This window comes from Sphingobium amiense, from assembly GCF_003967075.1.
Lineage (GTDB): Bacteria > Pseudomonadota > Alphaproteobacteria > Sphingomonadales > Sphingomonadaceae > Sphingobium > Sphingobium amiense.
The window spans coordinates 299,721-320,098 of record NZ_AP018664.1; the positions used below are offsets into that span (position 1 = coordinate 299,721).

Sequence of the window (20,378 nt, forward strand, 5' to 3'; positions counted from 1 at the left end):
TCGCGCAACCGGCCCCCGCTCGACCGCCAGAGGAGCATGATGTGAGGCGAGCGGCGATGGGCAAGGCAGGGCGATCGGGCGGCAAGCGGCACTTTGCGGCACGGGCCGCGCTGGCGGCGGTCCTGCTGTCCTCGCTGCCTGCCGCTGCGCAGGACGCGGCATCGCCCCTTGACCCCAGCGGCACGTTTTCGGTCTACGACACGCGGGCGGCGCAGACGCCGCCGATGGGGTGGAATCCCTGGAACGCCTTTCGCACGGACGTAGACGAGGCGAAGATCAGGGGATCGGCGGAGGCTCTGGTCGACAACGGCCTCGCCCAACTCGGCTATCTCTACGTCAACGTCGACGATGGCTGGGCATTGCAGCGGCTCGCTGACGGGGCGCTCAAGATCCGGGAGACGATGTTCCCGTCGGCAAGCGTCGATCACAGCGCGACCGGTTCCTTCCGTCCCTTCACCGATTTCATTCATGGCCTTGGACTTAAAGCCGGACTTTACACCGACATCGGCCGCAACACCTGCGCCCAGCGCTGGGATGCGGCCAGCCCCAATCTTCCTGTAGGCTCGGTCGCCGAACGGCAGGTGGGCGCCATGGACCATGGCGAACAGGACATGAAGACCATGTTCGCCACATGGGGCTTCGACTATGTGAAGATCGACGCGTGCGGGGTGGCGGACTATGCGCCCGATGTCGAGCCGGTCCGGTCGGGGCAGTTCGCGGTCTTCCCGCCCACTATCGTGCGGGGCGATATTCCCAAGTCCGATCCGGCGGCGGTCGAGGCGCAATATGCCGCACTGAGCGCCGCGATCCGCAAATGGGGCGGTCCTGACGCGGTGCTCAGCATCTGCGCATGGGGCGAGGCGCTGTCGCCGCGCTGGGGCCATCGCCACGGCAATCTGTGGCGCACCAGCCCGGACATAGAATTTACGTGGGAAAGCATGCTGCGCAATATCGACAGCGCCGTCTACCGCACGCTCTATGCCGGGCCGGGGCGCTGGAACGACCCGGACATGCTGGCGATAGGCCATGGCGATTTCGACGAAAATCACCTGACCGAGGCGCGCGCGCACATGACTATGTGGGCGATCATGGCCTCTCCGCTGCTGCTCGGCTATGACCTGCGCCAGTCGCCGCAGGCGCTGCTCGACATCGTCGGCAATCGCGAGGTGATCGCCATCGACCAGGACGCATCGGGCAATCAGGGCGTGGCCTATCGCAGCGGCGAGGGCATGGTGATGGTGCGCACGCTTTCGGGGCCGGGCGCGCGCGCGGTCGCCTTCTTCAACCGTGGCGACAGGCCGATTTCGCTGAAGGCGGACTGGGATCAGCTCGGCTTTGCTGCCGGAACCCCCGCTGCCGTGCGCGACGTCTGGACCAAATCCGCGCTCGCGCCTGCGACGGGTGCGATCAGCGTCGATCTCGCGCCGCATGAGGCGAAGCTGTTTCGCGTCAGGGGAACGCCTGCGGACCCCAAGGCGCTGTGGCTCGACGAGATGCCCGGCCGCATCAATGTGGCGGTCGACGGGCTGGGCAACCGGGCGCTGCCTGACGACTGGACGCCCGCGCGCGTGGCGGCCGCGCCCGATGGAACGGCGCTCGCTTCCGGATCGCGGTCCTATGCAAAGGGCGTCGGACTGTTTGCCGGTTCACGCCTCGAAATCGCGGCGCGGGGCGAATTTGCGCGCTTTACCGCCACGCCGATTGTTCTTGGCGCTGCCGCGCCCGTCACCTTTCGGGTTTATGCCGATCGCAAACTGGTCGCCGAGATGAAGGCCAGTGCAAAGAGCCAGACCATCGGTGCGGACGTTTCCGGCGCGCAAATCGTCGAACTGGTCGCCGCGTCGCCCAAGGGGAAGGGGCTTCCGCCGATGATCGGCTGGGCGGACGCAAAGCTGTCGCGATGAGATTTCGGTTTTAAGGGCTGCACGCCGACTGCGGTCTGCACAGGCTATACCGGCTGTGCAGACCGCATTTTTTGCCCCTGCTCTATCGCTCTGCGGTGCGGGGGCAGGCGCACGGCCATATTCTCGTGAACCTGCCGCATCTTTCGCATCGCCCCGGCGAGCGCTTCGCCGTCGAGAGCAGCGGTCAGCGGGTCGACATCCGCAGGGGGCAATCCCTGTCCATTGAGGACTGCGGACCAGCTTCCCACGGTGAACAGTTCATCGTCGTAACGGAAGATGCGCCCTTTCAGCCGGTAGAGCGCAAGGCGGCGGGCAAGCGTATCCGGAATGTCCATCGTCCGAACATAGGTCCAGAACGGCGTGTCGGCCCGCCGGGTGACGTGATAATGGGCGACAATGAAATCGCGGATCGCGCCGTAGCCCGACGTCATCAGCCTATTATATTCGTCGCGCTCGACATCGGCCCAGCGTCGGTCGGGAAACAGCGCCAGCAGCTTTGATATGCCGGTCTGGATGAGGTGGATGCTGGTCGATTCGAGCGGCTCCAGAAAGCCGCCGGCCAGCCCGAGGGCCACGACATTGCGGTGCCAGAGCCGCTCGCGGACGCCGGTCCGGAACCGGATGAGCCGAGGCTCCGCCGTCGCCGCCGTGTCGAGATTGTCCAGCAGGATGCGTTGCGCCTCCTCTTCTCCCATGAAGGCGCTGGCAAAGACATGGCCGTTGCCGGTGCGATGCTGAAGCGGAATGCGCCATTGCCAGCCCGCGCCATGCGCACGCGAGCGGGTGTAGGGCGCGATAGCCGGTTCGCTTTCGGTCGGGACGGCAATCGCGCGGTCGCAGGGAAGCCAGTGCGACCAGTCGATGAACCGCACGCCGAGCGCTTCGCCCAGGAGCAGGCTGCGAAATCCGCTGCAATCTATGAAGAGATCGCCCGCCACGCGCCGGTCGCCCTCCATCCGGACGGCGGCGACATTGCCGCTTTCGCCGTCCAGCTCCGCGCCGAGGATACGGCCCTCGATCCTTTCGACGCCGCGTTCCTCGGCATAGGCGCGCAGGAAGGCGGCGTAGAGCGCGGCGTCGAAATGATAGGCGTAGCTGAGGTTCGAGAGCGGCGAGCGCGGGTCTGCGGAAGGGGCAGCGAAGCGCCCGTGCCGCGCCGCCACCGCGCACATCGAATAATCTTCGAGCGGCCCGACACCCTCTTCGTCACGGAGCCAGTGCCAGAGCTGGTGGAAGGGTATGCCCTCAAAGTCGCGCCCGGTCCGCCCGAACGGATGGAAATAGCGCTCGCCGACCGCGCCCCAGTTTTCGAACTGGATGCCGAGCTTGAAGCTGCCCTTCGTGGCCGACAGAAATGCGTCCTCGTCGATGCCGAGCAGGTCGTTGAAGCCGATGATCGGGGGAATGGTCGCCTCGCCCACGCCGATCGCGCCGATTGCGTCGGATTCGATCAGGCGGATGCGGCGGCGGCCATCGGCGAGGACGCGCGAGGCTGCCGCCGCCATCATCCAGCCCGCCGTGCCGCCGCCCACGATCACGATGTCGCGGATCTGATGGCCTTCAACCGTTGCCATTGGCCATCCTTTCCTCCAGCCACAGGCGGTAGGCCGGATGCGATGCGCAGAGCGCTTCCACTTCGCGCCGGCGTGCTGCAAGCGCGGCCCCTGCGCCGGTGGCCAGAGCCTCCGCCGTCACGTCATAACCGGGCGCTGCCTCGACGAGGCCCGCCATCGCCCCCACCCATGCCGCGTCCGAAACGAGGTCCGTTTCGCGCAAAGGCAGGCGGCCCGTTCGCGCAAACCGCTCGATAACGAGCGCGAGGCGGGCGGCCGCCGGGCCGGGCCGCGCGGCTTTGTGGAAAGCAAACAGCAGCGCGACAAAATCCCGCAGTTCGTCGGACATGAGGTTCGCGCGGCGATTATATTCGCGCGCGAGCACCGGCTCGGGCGAGGCGGCTGGCAGAAGATCCAGCAGCAGGTCGAGATGGAGCAGCGCGAGGCTGAAACCAAAATGGCCGAGCGGCCCCGCAATCGCCGCAGCGTCGCCCAGCGCAACCCGGCGGCCATCCATCGGACAGGTGAGCCGCCCGGTGCGGAAGGGGATCGCCCCCGCAGCCGTTTCGCGGATGAGGCCTTCTGCGTGACGGGCACTCTCAATGTCGAAAACCGACACGCGTTCGCCATCGCGCTGTCCGGGCATCAGCGTCGTCCACCCCCAGCCGTGCGCCGTGATAAGATCGCTGAGCGAAGGGTGGCACGCCAGCGGTTCGCGGCAGACGCTGCCTTCCGGTATCTCCGCGCTCCAGTCTTCGGCAGGGGCATCGGCAAGGAGATGGCCCGCGCCGCGACTTTCGATGAGCAAGTCGACCACCACCGGCAATTCTGCGCCTGCGGCGACCGACAGGGTGCCGTCCGCCGCGACGGTCAGCGTGACCGATGCAGCCGAGGCATGGCGAACCCCCGCTCTGGCGGCGATGGTGCGCAGGCAGGCGGTGAGGCGGGGCGCGTCCAGCCGCAGCGCGTACCCGATGTCGCGACCCGCCGCGCTGCCATCGAGCCGGTCGGGCGCGAGGCGATCCTTTTCGGCAAGAGCCGCCGCCCCACCAAGGCCAGTCCGCACGTCGCCACGCGCGCCTGCGACCAGCCGCATCGGGACGCCGCCTGTCGTCACTTCGCTTTCCTGAACGGAGACCGTAAAATCCTCGCGGCCCCAGCCATGGAACCGGTCGGCGAGTTTGTGGGTCGCGCCGCATTCGCGCACGAGCATGTCTTCGCCAAGGCCCAGCCTGTCGAGAACGGCAAGCGCGGGCGGATAGGCGAGGGGGAAGGAGTCCGCGAGCGTTCCCCCCGCATGGCCCGTGTCGATGAGGTGGATCGTCGCAACGGGCAAGGCGCGCCTGAGGGCGATGGCCGCGAGCAGGCCTACCGGTCCCGCGCCGAGCACCATAGCGGTCTCGACCGGCCGCCGCCTGTTGGCCGCGATCATGGCGCAGCCCGTGCGCCGAGTGCGGCGTGGTGCGGCGGCATGGCTGCGACGCGACTGGCGATATGCGTATGCAGGCCGCGCAGCGCGGCAGCGAGACCGCCGGATTCCGGCAGTTCGGCGCGCACGTCCCATCCTTCGGGCAACACCCCCTGTCCGACCAGAACCGAAATCCAGCTCGGTTCCAGAAACAGCCCGCGCCGATATTGCGGCACCAGCGCGGCGCTGCGCCACAGTTCGAGCTTTTCGGCGAGCGTGTCGGGGATGTCCATGGTGCGGACATGGTTCCAGAAGCTGGAATCCCGACGCTCCGTCGCATGATAATGGAGGATCAGGAAATCGCGGATGCGGTCATATTCATAGTCGACTTCCCGGTTGAAGGCGTCGCGTTCGATCGGGTCTATGCCGCGTCCGGGGAAATGTTCGACGAGACCGGTGATCGCCATCTGAATGAGGTAGATGCTCGTCGATTCCAGCGGTTCGAGAAGGCCCGAGGCCAGCCCCACCGAAACGACATTTCCGACCCAGCTCCGGCGGCGGCGGCCCGCGCGGAAGCGCAGCAGCCGCGGTTCGGCAAGCGCCTCGCCCTCAATCGCGGCGAGCAGCGCCGAGGCGGCTTCCTCGTCGCTGCAATGCGCGCTGGAATAAACATAGCCGTTGCCGACCCGGTGGCGGAGCGGAATATGCCAGCGCCAGCCCGCAGGCATCGCGGTCGCGCGCGTGAACGGTTCGATCCCGGCATCGGCGGCGCGACATGGCACCGCGACCGCGCGGTCGCACGGCAGCCAGTGCGACCAGTCTTCCCATGCTTCGTCGCCGATCAGGAGCGCGCGAAAGCCCGAGCAGTCGATGAAGAGGTCGCCTTCGATCCTTTGTCCGTCCGCGAGCAGCAGCGCGCGCACGTCGCCGGTTTCCGCATCACGCTCGACCGAGGCCACGCGGCCCTCCGTGCGGGTGACGCCACGCGGCTCGGCTATGCCGCGAAGATAGGGGCCGAACAGCGTCGCGTCGAACTGGTAGGCGTAGCCGAAGCTGTCGACCTGCGCCGCATCAGGCTGCGGGCGGGCAAAACGGCGCGCCTCGGCGGCCATCACTGCGAGCGAATATTCGTCGATCCGTGCGGCATGCCCTTCCGCCCGCGCCCGAAGCCAGAAATGGTGAAAGCCCACGCCCGCAAGCGGCCGGCCATAGGTGCCGAACGGATGGATGTAGCTTTGGCCTTCGCATCCGAAACCGTCGAACTGGATGCCGAGTTTGTAGGTGGCGTGCGTTGCCGCCATGAACGCGGCTTCGTCGGCGCCGATGCGTTCGAGAAAGGCGCGCAGGTGGGGCAAGGTCGCTTCGCCCACACCGACGATCCCGATCTCCTCGCTCTCGACGAGGTGGATGTCGACTGCGCCGCCCATCAGCGTCGCGAGCGCGCTGGCGGTCATCCATCCTGCCGTGCCGCCGCCAACGATCACGACGCGGGTTCCGCCCGACGCCGCGCCGGTCTGGCTGGCCTGCATCGCCCTAGACCCTTTGGCCGGTGCGGACCCGGTCGCGCGCATAGAGCGCCGCGCCATAGGCCGGATCGTGCTGCGGCTCGACGATGTCGAACAGCGAGGCTTCTTCGAGCCGCGCGACGAAGCGCTGCCGCACCGGATGCGCAAGGGCGAGGACGCTTCCCGACCAGGACAGGGCGGCGCGTTCTCCCGGCGCGAAGCCGACTGCGGCCCGCACCGCGAAGGCGAGATCGGCGAGATGGTCGGCCGCTTCTGTCAGAATGGCGGCGCAGTCGGCGTCCCCTGCCTCCGCCGCTTCGAGAATGAGCGGGGCGAGCGCGGCGATTCCGTCGCGTCCGGGCGCCTGCGCTCCCATGACCGCGCTGCACAGGTCGAGATCGTGCTGGAGCGCCAGCGCATCGCGCAGCAGCGCGTGGAGCGGGCCTTTCGGCGCGCGCCCGTCGCTCATCCGCGCAAAGGCGGCGAGACCCCGCGCGGCGATCCAGAAGGCCGATCCTTCGTCGCTGAAAATTTCGCCCCAGCCGCCCGCGCGCGCGGCGCTGTCGCCGCGAACGCCATAGGCGATGGACCCGGTTCCCGCGACGACGTTGATGCCGTCCGCGCAGGCGAAGGAGCCTGCCCAGCCGCAGATCATGTCATTGCCGCACCGATAGCGGTCATGCCCCAGGATCGACCGGCAGCCAGCGTCGAGAGCCATGTCGGCACCGGCATCCTCGCCGAACGCCGGCAGACCGAAAAAGGCGGCGGTGATCGCGTCCGCGCTTATTCCGAGCATGGCGCAGGCGCGCTCCACGCCGCTGCGCAGCCTTTCGATGACGGCATCGGTTCCCAGTTCGGGATGATAGGTTCCGGCGGCGGTGAAGCGTATCTGTTCGGCGCCGTCGCCGTCGATGCAGGCGAACGCTGTTTTCGTGCCTCCGCCATCGACGCCGAGATAAAGGGGGGTCATGCTGCGGGCCGGTGGATCTCGACGCCCTGAACGACGCGGTTGACCGTGCCGCTGCGGTTCGGGCTGTCGGGATCGAGGCCCAGTTTCAGCGACCATTGATAGGCAAGAAGTTGCGCAGGGACGATATAGGCAAGCGCGAGTTCGGCATCGCTGGCGTCTTCCAGAGCGGAGATCCGGATCGTCTCACAGCTTTCCTCGCGGGTCGAGATCGCGATCACCATCCCGCATTTTCCGTCTTTCAGCAACTCGGTCAGGAGATCGCGGTCGTAGCGCCGGGTCAGCGGATCGGACGAGACGAACATCACCGCCAGTGTGCGATCCGTGATGAATGTCTTCGGACCGTGGCGGAAGCCGAGGGACGTATCGAAGCAGGTCGCCACCGCCCCGTCGCTCAGTTCCATCAGCTTGAGCGCCGCTTCGCGGGCGACCCCGGCCAGCACGCCGCTCCCCAGGAACACCGCGCGCTCGAAGCCCTGCGCGGCCAGCCGCGCGGCGCGGTCCTCCTCACCCTCGATCAGGTCGACGATGGCATCGGCGATCGCTGCGGTAGCAGCCTGCGCTCCGCCGGGGCCGCCCAGCACGCGCAGGGCGGTGAGCATCATCGCCGTGAAGCTGGAGGTCATGGCGAAAGCGCGGTCATGTGTCGCTTCGGGCAGGACGAGGGTGGCGATGCGGGGACCGGCAAGCCGGGCGAGTGCGCCGTCCGCATTGCAGGTGACGATAAGGTGATAGGTTTCCCCGATCATCCGGTCAGCAAGGTCGATGGCGGCGCTGCTTTCGGGGCTGTTGCCCGACCGTCCGAACGATATGAGCAGCGTCGGCGCTTCACGCCGCAGGTAAAGGTGCGGGGCGCTGACGATGTCGGTGGTCGCAATCGCTTCCACGCTACGCCCCAGCACCCGGGACAGAAACGGCGCGAGGCTGTCGCCGATAAAGGCCGACGTTCCCGCCCCGGCAAGGATCATCCGAAGCTCTTTCCGGGCAAGGAGGGGCTTCAGAAACGCGTCGATCCTCCCGCCCTCGCCGTCGATCAGCTTCTGTGTTTCCCGCAACGTGAGCGGCTGCTGCCTGATTTCGCGCAGCGTCCAGTCGGCGGTGGTGTCTTGGACGTCAGGCATCGGGATTGCAGGCTCCATCATAGTCATCGAGAGTGGCGGCGATATGCGCCATGGCCAGATCGGCAGGGTCGAAGCTCGCGACGCCCGCGCGCACGGCATGATAGGCGGACGGAAGATACTGGCTGATGAGCGGCAGCGGCGGCGGACTGGCACGCAGATTGGCGAACAGCCTTTCCTGCGCAACGGTGATCGCCGGATCGGGCCAGTAATAGCGGATGCGGTCGGACAGGCTGTATTGCAACTGGAAGCCGAGCGCTTCGCCGTCGCCATGATAATATTTCCGCCAGTGCGCCGGGTCGCTGCGCATCCGGTCGAGCGCCGTGTCGCGAAGGCGGCCGCGCTGCGCCCGCTCGACCAGTTCGCCTTCCATCGCGTCGAGCGCCCACAGCGCCTCGCGCAGGGCGAAGGTCACGCCGGGTCCGACCTTCAGGATGGCGAAATGATCGCGGACGAGCGCCTTCAGCGCGTCGGGCGTCTGATAGTCGGTCGAATGCGCTTCGAACACCAGACCGTCGACAGGCTGGATCGAGGCGGCGAGATCGGCTGCCGCGGCGGGATCATAGTCGATGACCTTGTCATGGTCGAACTCGACGCCAGGCTGGACAACCGTCGCGATTACGCGCGTCCATGCGTCGGAAAGGCCCGCTGCGTGAAACAGCCGTTCATGGATCGCGATGGTTTCGAGCGCGTCGGCCGGGGTCGTCACCGCCAGCGTGTCGAGATCCTCGGCGGCGCCCCCCGGCACCGGAACCTCGGTGCCGATCACGTAAAGCGGCGCAAGCTCCCGCGGGCCGGAAAAGGCAGCCTCGGCCGCGGCGCACAGGGTCGCGGCGCGTTCAGCGATCACCTGCTTGTCGAGCGGCTCGGGATCGTCCGCGCAGCTCATCGAGCAGTCGAGATGGATTTTGCGGAAGCCCGCCCGGACATAGTCGCCGACCATCCGGCAGGCGCGCTCCATCGCCTCTGCGGCGGGCAGGGCGGTCCAGGCATTGGGGCCGAGGTGATCGCCGCCCAGAATGATCGCCTCGCAGGGGAAGCCGACCCGTTGCGCGATCGATTCCACGAAGGCGCGGAAGGAGGCCGGGGTCATGCCGGTATAGCCGCCATATTGGTTGACCTGATTGGAGGTCGCCTCGACCAGCACCATCTCGCGGCCCCGGCCCAGCGCATGACGGAACGTCGCTTCGATCACGAGCGGATGCGCGGAGCATATCGAGGCGATGCCGCGAACATGCCCGGCCTTATGGTCTGCAAACAAACGGCTGAATTTATCCATGATCCCCTCTGCTGACCGATGCATAGCAATGGTGGTAATTAAAGGCAATGAAAAGATACAAAACGAACGTTATGCGCCCGGTCGTGTTATTGCGTTTGTTTCGCACTGCTTTCGTCCGGTTCCATCGCCAGCAGCAGCGAAGCGACGAGGGCGAGAATGATGCCGAGACTTTTCAGATAAGTGGGAACCACGCCGAAGATGGCGAGCGAAAGGAGTGCGGTCGCCAGCGGCGCGCCCGCATTCGAAAGCGGCGCCACCACCAGCGCCTTGCCCGTCCGGAAGGCGAGGACAAGTGTGAGCGCGCCGATTGCGTTCAGAAGCTGGACCGCTGCGGCCAGTCCCGGCCCGCTCCATCCCCAGTTGATCGCGGCCGAAAAATCGGTGAGGCTCCACGCCACCGGAATGAGCGCGAGGCCGGACACCGTCATATAGGCAAAGATGCTGGCGGCGGGCATGACATTGTTGGCCGCCTTCATGAGGTAGGCCTGAAGGCCCCAGCACAGCATCACGAGGAGCGCCGGGATCGCCCATGCCGCCGTGTGGCTGCCATCGCCTCCGGGCGCCAGATCGAAAAGAGGCAGGGCGGCAAGTGCGAGCACGATGCCGACCGCTCCCATCCGGCCCGTGCGTTCCCCAAGGAGGAAGAAGGACATGGCGATGGTGATGACCGGAGACAGGGAGATCACCGGAAAGATGAAATAGGCGGGGCCGCGCGCGAGCGCGTAGAAAAGGATCATCTGCCCGCCCGCCCCCAGCAGGCCGACGGCCATGCCGTAGAAAATCGAGCGGCGATCCGTCGCAAGCCGCCAGCCGTCCATCCGCAGGATGATGAGCGCGGGCGGGATCATCGTCAGCGCCCAGACGCCATAGACCAGCGTCGCGGGAAAGCCATAATCGCTCGACAGGCCGGACAGGGCGCCCCACACGCCCCACAGGATGACGGTCGTCAGCGCATAGAGAAGCCATGCGCGGCCTGCGGAGGCCTTCATGCGTCTTCTCCCGCCGGGAGGGTGCGCAGCATCAGATGCCCGTCGAACGCCACCCTGACGCGATTGGCGGCGGCGGTGACCGTCGCCACCGGATTGCCGGTCAGGGCATCGACGACGCAGTATGCGCCTTCGCCAAGACCGCGCAGTTCGATCTCGCCATCAAAACGGGGCGCATAAAAGGCGTAGTGCATAGCGCCATCCTTGCCGATGGCATGAGCCTCCGGCCGGTCGAAGGCGAGGTCATATAATCCACCCCGATAGTCGCCCTGCGACAGCCGGTTGTCCTGATAAAGGTCGATCCACCTGCGCCAGTGCGCTTCCTTTTCGGGGGTCAGCACATAGCCGCCCGGCGGGAGGGTGGCGGTCGGACGGTCGGTGTCGCGCGGCCAGGTGAATTTGGTCGAGACGATCGCGCCGACCCCATAGCTCGAGGCGAAGTCCCTGCCGCCATCGGACAGTTCGACATGGTCGCCCGCGAAGGCGGCTCGCGGCCCCATCAGCGCCTTCATCGCCTTGCCCTTGAGCCGGACCTGCCACGATGTCAGCGGGTCTGCGGCAGGCACATTGTTCGTGGCGGGCAGGTTGTGAAAGGCGAAGCTGTCGCCGCATGGGCAGATTTCCACCACGGCCTGCGGATTGGCCGCGACCGCTTCGTCATAAAGCTGCTTCCAGAAATCCTGCAGTTTTTCGATGGATTCCTCAGGCCGGGCATGATGATGCGCGGGGTTGTGGCAGGGCGCGACGCCGTTCAGATGCTGCCCGTCTAGTTTCAGTCCGGCATAGCCCCATTCGCCGATCATCTTGCGCACGAGCGCGCGGAAATGCGCCGCGACCGGTTCGTGGGCGGGGCACAGCGTGAGGGCGTCCCACCAGCTTATCGTCTGCGGCTTGCCGTCCGGGCCGAGGAGCAGCCAGTCGGGATGATCGCGCAGCAACTGCGACGATGGCTTCGCCGCCAGCGGCGCGACCCAGAGTCTCGCCCGCATGCCGTTGCGGTCGATCTGGCGGACGAAGGCGCGCATGTCGGCATCTCCGGCGGGATATTTGCCACGGTCGGGCGTCCAGTCGCCGATCGTCTGCTGCCACCCGTCGTCGAGCACCGCCCAGCGCAGTCCGAGCTGCCGCGCCTTGGGCAGCGTCGCGAAAACCTGTTCGGGCGTGTAGTCTCGCTCATAGCCCCATGCGCACCAGATCGGATCATAACTTGCCGCGGGGGGCGTGGGCGCTGCGAGGCCGCGATCGGCCATCAGGCGGCGATAGGCGTCCAGCGGGCGGAAAAAATCGCCCTCATGAACCATCACGAAAGTGGGGAGGGGAGGCAAGCTTTCGCCCGGCGCAAGGCTGAACGGGCGATCATCGACAAGGGCGATGCGCGTTCCTGCTCCCGTCGCGGCGACGGGAAGCGACACGAGGCGCGGCACGGTATCGAGATGGCCCACCGCGATGCCGAAATTCCGGTTCCACACATCCGCAACCGGCGTGCCGCCGCCATAGTCCGACGCGTTCATACCCATGAAATTGCGCTGGTCGAACGTGGGAGTGACGGGCTGAGCCCAGTCGCGCCGGTCGGCATAGGACGCTCCGGCAAAGCTCCATGCCGGTCCCTCCATTCCGCGCTTCAGCAGATGGTCTGCGAGTGTCCATCGCGCGACGGATATGGTGCGGTTCGAGATGTTGCGGAGCGATGTTTCGATCAGCGCCAAACCGGGATAGGCGGCGTCGAACCGGATTGTCTTCGCCAGTTCCAGACCGCTGGCGGACACAGCGCGTATGCTGTGCAGAGTCTCCGTATCAGCCCTGCGCGCCTGCCGTTCGATGACGACGAAGGTGGGATGCTCCTCTCCCTGCGCCAGCAGGATGCTGTCCTGCGCCTGCGATGGAGAGATCGACCGACCTTTGAAAAGGAGGCTCATGCGCAGGGCGTCGTCGATAGCCAGCGTCAGCACGCCATCGGATATTGGCGTCACGGAGCCGACTGCGGCAAAGACGCGGGTTGCAGGGAGAGGCAGGGCGGTCGTAGCCGCGCTCGCCAGCATCCGGATGAGAAGGTTGCGGCGCGTCGTCGCCAGACTTCCGGTCATCGTCACCGCCTGTTGATCCCGATCATCGGACGAGGTTGCACCATTTTCCCGAATGTGCAAACACAAAGAAACATTTTGTATCGTTATCTTTCCTTATGACTTAGGAGAGCGGGAATGAAGTTTCGCTGTTTATCCATCATGGCGGCGTCGCTGGTCCTCGCTTCCTGCGCCACGCTGCCGCGCTCCGCCGCTGCTCCCGCATTCTATGGAGAGGAGGATTTCGCGGCGGTTCCCAAGATGGACGCCCATGTCCACATCAACATTTACGATCCCGCCTTCCTGAAGCTCGCGCGTGACCGTGGCTTCGCGGTGCTGTCGATCAACGTCGACTATCCCGATTTTCCGGCCCTTGCGGAACAGGCCGGGGTCGCGCGGCGGATGAAGGCGGCCGAACCCCGGCTGTTCGATTATGCGACGACCTTCCCGATGGACGGCTTCGGCGGCGCTGGCTGGTCAGACAGGACAATCGCCGGGATCGACGCTGCCCTTGCAGGAGGCGCGGTGGCGGTGAAGATCTGGAAGAATGTCGGAATGGTGGCCCGCGATACCGAGGGCCGGCGCGTGTTTCTGGACGATCCGCGCTTCGATCCGGTGATCGCGCATCTTGCGGCGGCGGGCGTGCCGCTGATCGCGCATCAGGGAGAGCCGCGTAACTGCTGGCTGCCGCTCGATCGGATGACGACGCTCAACGACCGCAACTATTATCGCGATCATCCCCAATATCACATGTATCTCCACCCCGCCGAGCCGAGCTATGAAAAGCTGATGGAGATCCGCGACAGGTTCGTTGCGCGGCATCCCGATCTGGCGTTCGACGGCGCGCACCTCGGCAGTCTGGAATGGAGCGTCGATGCGCTCGCGGGCTTTCTCGACCGCCATCCGGGCGCGGTGGTCGATCTTGCCGCGCGCATGTCCAATCTTCAGGTCCAGTCGCAGGCTGACCGGGACAAGGTCCGCGCCTTCTTCATCAAATATCAGGACCGGCTGCTCTACGCGACCGACCTCACGGACAATCCCCCTGACGACCATGCTCCCGCGCAAAATCCGCCCGCGACCGGCGCGTTCGTCGCGCAGGCGGAAGCGGTGTGGCGCGCCGACTGGCGTTATCTCGCCACCCCCCTTGTCCAGCATGTCGACGCCATCGACGCGGATGTCGCGGGGCTGGAGCTGCCCCGCACGGTGATCGACAAGATTTACTGGAGCAACGCCCGGCGCTTCTTCCGTCTCTCGCCCGATCCTGCCGCTGTGACCGGCCGCTAGCCGTTGTGGATCGCGATCCGGGCGCGCTGTGCGGCCAGTTCGATATCTTCCGGGACCGCGCCATCGGTCACCAGCGCGTGAATTTCATCGAGCTGGACGATCCGGTGCAGGCATACCCGGCCGAACTTGGTCCGGTCGGTCACGGCGATCACGGTCGATGCGGCGGCCACCATTTTCCGGTTGAGGATCGCCTCCGGCTCGAAATGGGTGGTGATGCCCCGTTCGACATCCATGCCGTCGACGCCAAGGAACAGTTTGTCGACATGAAGATCGTCAAACGCCGCCACCGCCTGCGCGCCATAGAGTGAGCGATTGCGGCGGCGCAGCGCGCCACCCAGCATCACCGCCGTGATATGCTGCCTCGCGGCGAGGATGGTCATGATGTCGAGATCGTTGGTGAGGACGGTGATGGATTCGTCGTCCGGCAGGTTGCGGGCGATTTCCTGCGTCGTCGTTCCGGAATCGAGGATGATCGATTCCCCCGGACGGACGAGCGCGGCGGCCAGCGCGCCGATGCGCTGCTTTTCCGCCGCATTGATCGCCCGCTTGTCCTCCGCGGGCAGTTCGCGGGTCAGGTTGACGGCGTCGGACGCGATTGCACCGCCATAGGAGCGTTCGGCGATGCCGCGATCGGCAAGGAACTGCAAATCCTTGCGGATCGTCTGCATCGTGACGCCGAACCGCTTGGCGAGCGGGGCCACCTGAACGCTGCCCTCCTCGCGCACAAGGGCGCTGATGACCTGACGGCGGCGGCTGGTGTCTCGCGTAACAGGCATCTTGTGTCTTCGTCTCCGCTTCGCCGGGATAAGCGCCCACCTGCGCCACTGCCTGTCTTATACGCAGGAACGGGGAAAAATTAAGGGCCAAAAGACAGATAAGGAAAGTAAACGGAAAGATTGGAGCTGAGGCTCAGGTCCGATCTTTTAAGGCGTCCCGGCGGCGCGAAGCGACGCCAGCGTGGTGACGAATGTTCGCGCCTTCGCGCCAACCTCTTCTGCCGACCGGCCCGGCCTGTAGAGCGAGGAGCCAAGGCCGAAGCCCGATGCCCCGGCGGCGAGCCATGGCGCCATGCTGTCTACTTCGATGCCTCCTACAGGCAGCACGGCGACCTCGCGGGGCAGCACGGCGCGGATCGCACCGAGGATTTTCGGGCTGGCGGCCTCTGCCGGAAAGAGCTTGAGCGCCGTCGCGCCCGCACCGAGCGCGGCGAAGGCTTCGCTCGGCGTGGAAAAGCCCGGCAGCGAGATCAGTCCCGCCTCTCGCGTCGCGCCGATCACCGCCGGGTCGCTGTTGGGCGACACGATGATCTGACCCCCGGCGGCGGCGACATCGCGCACATTTCCAAGGGTAAGGACAGTGCCTGCCCCCACCAGCGCCCGCCCGCGCAGGGCACCGGCCAGCCGTTCGATGCTCTCCAGCGGGCGCGGCGAATTGAGCGGAATCTCGATGAGGCCGATCCCCGCACCGACCAGCGCTTCGCCGACAGATTCCACCTCCTCGGGGGCGACGCCGCGCAGGATGGCGACGAGCGGGCAAGCCCGAAAGGCGGCTTCGAAATCATGGAGGAGCGTCACGGCAAAAGGCTTTCTATGCGGATGATGCCGCTCAGGAAAGCGGCGTGGCTGTCGATGATATGCGCTTCCCGACCGGCAATGGCGAGCGCAGCGGCGTAGAGTGCTCCGAACTGCGCGTCGGCCAGAATATAGGCGGCGCCGTCTTCATAGTCGCCCAGCCGCGCCGCCACTTCCGCGCCGATCAGCAGGCCGCTCGCGAAGGAGGATGCGTCTTTGGGATCGAGTCCGCCGGTCAGAATGGCGGCGCGGATGCCGAAGAGGCTGGCGGAAAGATCGCGCAGCAACCCCTCCCGCACGCCCCGGTCGAAGGCCTCGTTCGCGTCAACGCGATGCGTGAGCGCGGACGCGAGAATGCTGTGCTGCCGGAGCAGGCCGAACAGTTCGCCGGTCATCGCGGTGGTGAAGCGCGTGAGCACCCCGTTCCGGATCTCCGCCCATTTGCTGTGCGTGCCCGGCTGGATCAGCAGCGCGTCGGCAGGCACAAGTCCCGCTGCGGCTGCGCCGAGGATCTGCACCTCCTCACCCCGCATCACATCGGCGCGGCCCGCCCCGACCAGCGCGACGCCGGGAACGATATGGACACCTTCGCCGACATTGAAGCACTGGGCCGCGAGCGCCTTCAGATCGGCGGGGGCCGGAACATAGGGCGTTTCGCGCCACCCGATCGACGAACCGACCATTCCGGCGAGCAGGATCGGCATGGCGCCGAAGCGGGCGCGCAGCGCGCCGATCTCGCCCTCGAAATCGGGCCGCGCAGCGACGCCGAGGTCGTCGCGTTCGGTCCAGACGACCTCGCCCTTTTCGATCAGATACAGGCGCCGGTTGGTGGTGCCCCAGTCGGCGGCGATGAACCTTTCCTGTGTCATGACTGCCTCACCACCAGGTAGCATAGAGGGCGATAAGGATCAGGATCACGGCCACACCGGCGAGGTTGAACTGCCGCGACGTGGTAAAAGTCACGCCTTCCATCGTGATGCGGTTGGAGTCGCCGCGCGCTCGCACGAGCAGTGAGAGGACCACCGCGAGCGCCAGTGTGATCGCGAAGACGAGCGACATGCGGTTGAGGAAGGGCAAGCCGGGCATCGCTTCGCGAAAGACGTAGGACAGGACGACCGAGCCGATGGCGGCGGCAATCGCGCCTGCTTCGTTCGCGCGTTTCCAGAACAGCCCGAGGAGGAAGATCACGGTGATGCCGGGCGTAAAAAAGCCGGAAAATTCCTGAATGAACTGGAATGCCTGATCCGACTGGCCGATGAGGGGCCGTGCGGTCAGCAGCGCGAGCAGGATGGCGACGCTGGCTGAAATGCGCCCCACCAGCACGAGCCTGCGTTCGTCATGGGCGGCAGCCTTCCGCCCGAACTTGGCGTAGAGATCGAGCGTGAAGATCGTCGCAATCGAATTGATCTTCGACGCGGTGGAGGCGACGATCGCGGCGATCAGGGCCGCGAAGACGAGACCTAGCAGTCCCGACGGCAGCAGCCGGAGCATCGTCGGATAGGCCTGATCGGGGCGCGCCAGGCCGGGGGCGAGCACGACCGCCGCGATACCGGGCACGACGATGACGAGGGGCATCAGCAATTTGAGGAAGGCGGCGAAGACGATGCCCTTCTGCGCCTCGCCAAGGCTCTTGGCGGCGAGTGCGCGCTGGATGATATATTGGTTGAAGCCCCAGTAGCTGAGGTTCGCGATCCACATTCCGCCCACCAGCACGGCGACGCCGGGCAGTTCCTTATAGTGCGGATTGTCTGGCGACAGGATCATGTCGAAATGACCCGGCGCGCGCTCCATCAGGATCAGGAAGCCCGCGACCGCGCCCTCACCGCCGCCGATCCGCGACAGGGTGAGCGCCGAGACCATGAGGCCGCCCGCGACGAGCAGCGTCACCTGCACGATGTCGGTAAGCGCCACGGCCTTGAGACCGCCTCGTAGCTGGTAGAGGAGGGCGAAGCCGCCGAGCGCGAACAGCGCGACGTCCTGATCGACGCCCGCGACCTGATTGACGGCGATAGATCCCAGCCAGACGATCGACGTCAGGTTCACGAAAATATAGAGCGCCAGCCAGAAGATCGCCATCACGGTGCGGATTGACGTGCCGTAACGCTGCTCCAGAAACTGCGGCATCGTGTAGATTTCGTTGCGCAGGAAGATCGGCAGGAAGAATTTGCCGACGATGATGAGGGTCAGCGCCGCCATCCATTCGTAGGACGCGATGGCGAGGCCGATGGCGTAGCCCGATCCTGCCATGCCGACGATCTGTTCCGCCGAGATATTCGCCGCGATGAGCGAAGCGCCGATCGCCCACCATGGCAGCGACCTGGAGGCCAGAAAATAATCCGTGCTGTTCTTGGCGGTCCCGGCCCTGTCGCGGCTCACCCACTGCGCCAGCGCGAAAATGCCCAGCGCGTAAGCCACCACCACAACGATGTCGATTGTCGCGAGATTCACCGCTGTCCCCCTCCGCCTGACCGGGTCCGGAAATGCGATACCGGGTCTTGGCACGTCAATTATATTATTTATAAGCTTTGTCTACACGCATGAGGCTGACCATCGCTATTTTGCTGACTTGCGGCGCGGCGGGTGACAAAGGGGAGGGGTGACAGTGAACCAGTTTCCGAAGCCGAACGGCTGGGCGACGCCGCGCCTCGGCCGCAATCTCACCATCGGCATGCTCGATGCGATCGGGCGGGACATCGTTACCGGCCGCTACGATGCGACGCCCTTTCCCACAGAAGCGGAGCTGACCGCCCAGCATGGCGTCAGCCGGTCGGTTACGCGCGAAGCGGTCAAGATGCTTACGGCCAAGGGGCTGGTCAGCGCGCGACCGAGGCAGGGGACAATCGTCGAGCCATCGGCGAACTGGAACATGTTCGATCCCGATGTGCTGCGCTGGCTGCTGGAGCGGCGCGCCTCGCCCGAACTGCTCCGCCATTTCAACCAGTTGAGGGTCGCCATCGAGCCGGAAGCCGCTGCGCTCGCCGCTGAATTTCATGACGAAGCCGATCTGGATGCGATTGCGGCGGGACTGGAGCGCATGCGCGAGGCCGAGCAGGGGAGGGACGATGCGCTCGCCGCTGACATCGCATTCCATGTGGCGATCATGGCGGCGTCGCATAATCCCTTCTATCGGCAGTTTCGCGATGTGGTCGCGACCGCGCTCCAGACGTCGATCCGCTTCACCAACAAGATCAAGGGACATACGGCAAATATTGCCGACCACGCCCGCGTATATGAGGCGATTTCGGCGGGCGATGCCGATGGCGCGCGCCGGGCGATGCGGCATCTGATCGGAGAGGTGCTTGAACTGATCGCGAAGAGCGATGCTGCCCCGGCGGGCCTTGCGCCGGCCTGACGCGCTGCCCGATGGCTGTCGAGCCGCCACAGGAACATTGGACAGCAAACTCAATCGTCTGTCCTTCCCCTCGCGATCCGGTTGATGAGTCAGGACTTTCTCGCGCACGTCCTTAGACCTTGGTCTAATTCGCCATGCTCCTGCCTGTGACCGGAAGGATTTGTTAACCGCGCTGCCGCCTTGGTCTCCCCATACATGAATGGAGAAGACTATGGACTGCAACATCAAGGGACTGGCGCACCGCAGAAAGGCCGGTCTGCGCGCGGCTCGCATCCTCTTGGGGCTGTCGCTCGCAGCCTTCGTCACGCCTGCCGGGGCGGCCACGCAGGGCACGCTGGGCACCACCTCGCAGGGCAGCATCACGATCACGGCGACGGTGCCCAATCGCGCACAGATCACCGGTCTGACCGACATCAATTTCACCAACGCCGATCCGACGACGACCGCCACCGCAACGCAGAATGACTGCGTATGGAGCAACACGGCGACCAAGGGTTACAGTATCAAGGCGACGGGCAGCGGCACGGCGGGCGCCTTCACGCTCGCCAGCGGCGCGCTGACGCCCATTGCCTACAGCGTCCAGTGGAACCAGAGCAGCGGCCAGTCGTCCGGCACGTCGCTGACGGCGGGAACGGCGCTGTCGGGCCTCGTGTCGACGGCCACCACGCCCACATGCAGTTCCGGCCCGGCCACCACGTCCAGCCTCATCGTGTCGATTGCGTCGGCCGACCTTCAGAACATGGTCGCCGCGACCAGCTATACCGGCACGCTGACGCTGCTCGTAACGCCGCAATAGGCGCGGGCGGGAAGATCTGGTTATGGCTGGCTCGGCACCTTCGGGTCGCTCCATGGTTGCCGTGCCAGCCAGGGGGTGGATGGGCGGCTCGCGTCGCGCGGTGCCGTCCATCCATAAGATCGCGTCCCTTGCAGCACTGATGCTGGCCTGCGCCCTGCCGCGGCCGGCTTTCGCGCAACTGGCGCAGCTCAGCGACCTTTCCGATGTCTCCTTCGGCACGATCGTCAATGTGACGTCCGACGTTTCCCAAAGTCAGACGGTCTGCGCATACAGCAACGCGCTGTTTTCCAACTATACCGTCCGGGCGACCGGATCGGGCGCTGGCGGCGCGTTCACGCTGGCTTCGGGCGCAGCGACGCTCGCTTACGAAGTGCAATGGAATTCGGCCGCGAACCAGAGCGGAGGCACGCAACTGACCGCCGGGGTCTCGCAATCCGGCTTCATTTCGCAGGGCGTGACGCCCGGCTGCACGCTGGGCCTCACCCGCAGCGGCAGCATGACCGTCATCCTGCGCGCCGCCGCCCTCTCCGCCGCGCAGGCGGGCAGTTATTCCGGCACGCTCACCCTGATGATCTCGCCGAACTGAGGGGGAGGA

The 20,378-nt window shown here is 66.0% G+C and carries 17 protein-coding genes; 5 read left to right on the forward strand and 12 right to left on the reverse strand.

All coding sequences use genetic code 11. The annotated features are described in order from the left end of the window. Positions 1 to 41: 41 nt before the first annotated feature. Positions 42 to 1,904 (forward strand): NPCBM/NEW2 domain-containing protein, encoded by a 1,863-nt coding sequence (locus SAMIE_RS01425; RefSeq protein ID WP_162849014.1) that lies wholly within the window; start codon positions 42 to 44, stop codon positions 1,902 to 1,904. 44 nt (positions 1,905 to 1,948) lie between these two features. Here the strand turns inward: SAMIE_RS01425 and SAMIE_RS01430 are convergent, their stop codons facing one another. From SAMIE_RS01430 to SAMIE_RS01465, 8 genes are all read right to left on the reverse strand, one after another. Continuing rightward, positions 1,949 to 3,478, reverse strand: a complete 1,530-nt coding sequence (locus SAMIE_RS01430) for a tryptophan halogenase family protein (RefSeq protein WP_066700855.1) — start codon at positions 3,476 to 3,478, stop codon at positions 1,949 to 1,951. Beyond that, complete coding sequence (locus tag SAMIE_RS01435) at positions 3,465 to 4,889, reverse strand: tryptophan 7-halogenase (RefSeq protein ID WP_066700854.1); 1,425 nt, start codon at positions 4,887 to 4,889, stop codon at positions 3,465 to 3,467. Before SAMIE_RS01435 ends, SAMIE_RS01430 begins: the two co-directional genes overlap by 14 nt. Then, positions 4,886 to 6,394, reverse strand: coding sequence for a tryptophan halogenase family protein (locus SAMIE_RS01440; RefSeq protein ID WP_083952496.1), 1,509 nt, complete (start codon positions 6,392 to 6,394; stop codon positions 4,886 to 4,888). Before SAMIE_RS01440 ends, SAMIE_RS01435 begins: the two co-directional genes overlap by 4 nt. Before the next feature lie 4 nt (positions 6,395 to 6,398). After that, positions 6,399 to 7,340 (reverse strand): N-acetylglucosamine kinase, encoded by a 942-nt coding sequence (locus SAMIE_RS01445; protein WP_066700853.1) that lies wholly within the window; start codon positions 7,338 to 7,340, stop codon positions 6,399 to 6,401. Then, entirely contained in the window at positions 7,337 to 8,458 is a 1,122-nt protein-coding gene (locus tag SAMIE_RS01450; protein ID WP_232037342.1) for an SIS domain-containing protein, read from the reverse strand. The genes SAMIE_RS01445 and SAMIE_RS01450 overlap by 4 nt, the downstream gene beginning before the upstream one ends. Next, a complete protein-coding gene (locus SAMIE_RS01455; protein WP_066700852.1) occupies positions 8,451 to 9,734 on the reverse strand; it encodes a D-tagatose-bisphosphate aldolase, class II, non-catalytic subunit in 1,284 nt (427 codons plus the stop codon). The genes SAMIE_RS01450 and SAMIE_RS01455 overlap by 8 nt, the downstream gene beginning before the upstream one ends. Before the next feature lie 86 nt (positions 9,735 to 9,820). After that, entirely contained in the window at positions 9,821 to 10,723 is a 903-nt protein-coding gene (locus SAMIE_RS01460) for a DMT family transporter (protein ID WP_066700851.1), read from the reverse strand. Beyond that, positions 10,720 to 12,804 carry a glycoside hydrolase family 36 protein gene (locus SAMIE_RS01465; protein ID WP_066700850.1) on the reverse strand — a complete coding sequence of 695 codons (2,085 nt, stop codon included), beginning with the start codon at positions 12,802 to 12,804 and terminating at the stop codon, positions 10,720 to 10,722. The genes SAMIE_RS01460 and SAMIE_RS01465 overlap by 4 nt, the downstream gene beginning before the upstream one ends. Positions 12,805 to 12,918: 114 nt before the next feature. On the opposite strand from SAMIE_RS01465, the gene SAMIE_RS01470 reads away from it, so the two are divergent. Then, positions 12,919 to 14,064, forward strand: coding sequence for an amidohydrolase family protein (locus SAMIE_RS01470; RefSeq protein ID WP_066700849.1), 1,146 nt, complete (start codon positions 12,919 to 12,921; stop codon positions 14,062 to 14,064). Here SAMIE_RS01470 and agaR read toward each other — a convergent pair. The 4 genes from agaR to SAMIE_RS01490 form a co-directional block, all read right to left on the reverse strand. Continuing rightward, positions 14,061 to 14,840, reverse strand: coding sequence for a transcriptional repressor AgaR (gene agaR / locus SAMIE_RS01475; RefSeq protein ID WP_066700848.1), 780 nt, complete (start codon positions 14,838 to 14,840; stop codon positions 14,061 to 14,063). The two genes, SAMIE_RS01470 and agaR, sit on opposite strands and share 4 nt — an antisense overlap. A 147-nt stretch (positions 14,841 to 14,987) precedes the next feature. Then, entirely contained in the window at positions 14,988 to 15,638 is a 651-nt protein-coding gene (locus SAMIE_RS01480; protein WP_066700847.1) for a 2-dehydro-3-deoxy-6-phosphogalactonate aldolase, read from the reverse strand. Then, a complete protein-coding gene (locus tag SAMIE_RS01485) occupies positions 15,635 to 16,504 on the reverse strand; it encodes a 2-dehydro-3-deoxygalactonokinase (protein ID WP_066700846.1) in 870 nt (289 codons plus the stop codon). Before SAMIE_RS01485 ends, SAMIE_RS01480 begins: the two co-directional genes overlap by 4 nt. 7 nt (positions 16,505 to 16,511) lie before the next feature. Then, entirely contained in the window at positions 16,512 to 18,083 is a 1,572-nt protein-coding gene (locus tag SAMIE_RS01490) for a sodium/sugar symporter (protein WP_066700845.1), read from the reverse strand. A gap of 220 nt (positions 18,084 to 18,303) precedes the next feature. Here SAMIE_RS01490 and SAMIE_RS01495 point away from each other — a divergent pair, with 220 nt between their 5' ends. The 3 genes from SAMIE_RS01495 (at position 18,304) to SAMIE_RS23240 (ending at position 20,369) form a co-directional block, all read left to right on the forward strand. Next, positions 18,304 to 18,987 carry a FadR/GntR family transcriptional regulator gene (locus SAMIE_RS01495; RefSeq protein ID WP_066700877.1) on the forward strand — a complete coding sequence of 228 codons (684 nt, stop codon included), beginning with the start codon at positions 18,304 to 18,306 and terminating at the stop codon, positions 18,985 to 18,987. Between the two features lie 211 nt (positions 18,988 to 19,198). Beyond that, a complete protein-coding gene (locus SAMIE_RS01500; protein ID WP_066700844.1) occupies positions 19,199 to 19,783 on the forward strand; it encodes a hypothetical protein in 585 nt (194 codons plus the stop codon). Between the two features lie 79 nt (positions 19,784 to 19,862). Continuing rightward, positions 19,863 to 20,369, forward strand: a complete 507-nt coding sequence (locus SAMIE_RS23240; protein ID WP_066700843.1) for a hypothetical protein — start codon at positions 19,863 to 19,865, stop codon at positions 20,367 to 20,369. Positions 20,370 to 20,378 lie beyond the last annotated feature (9 nt).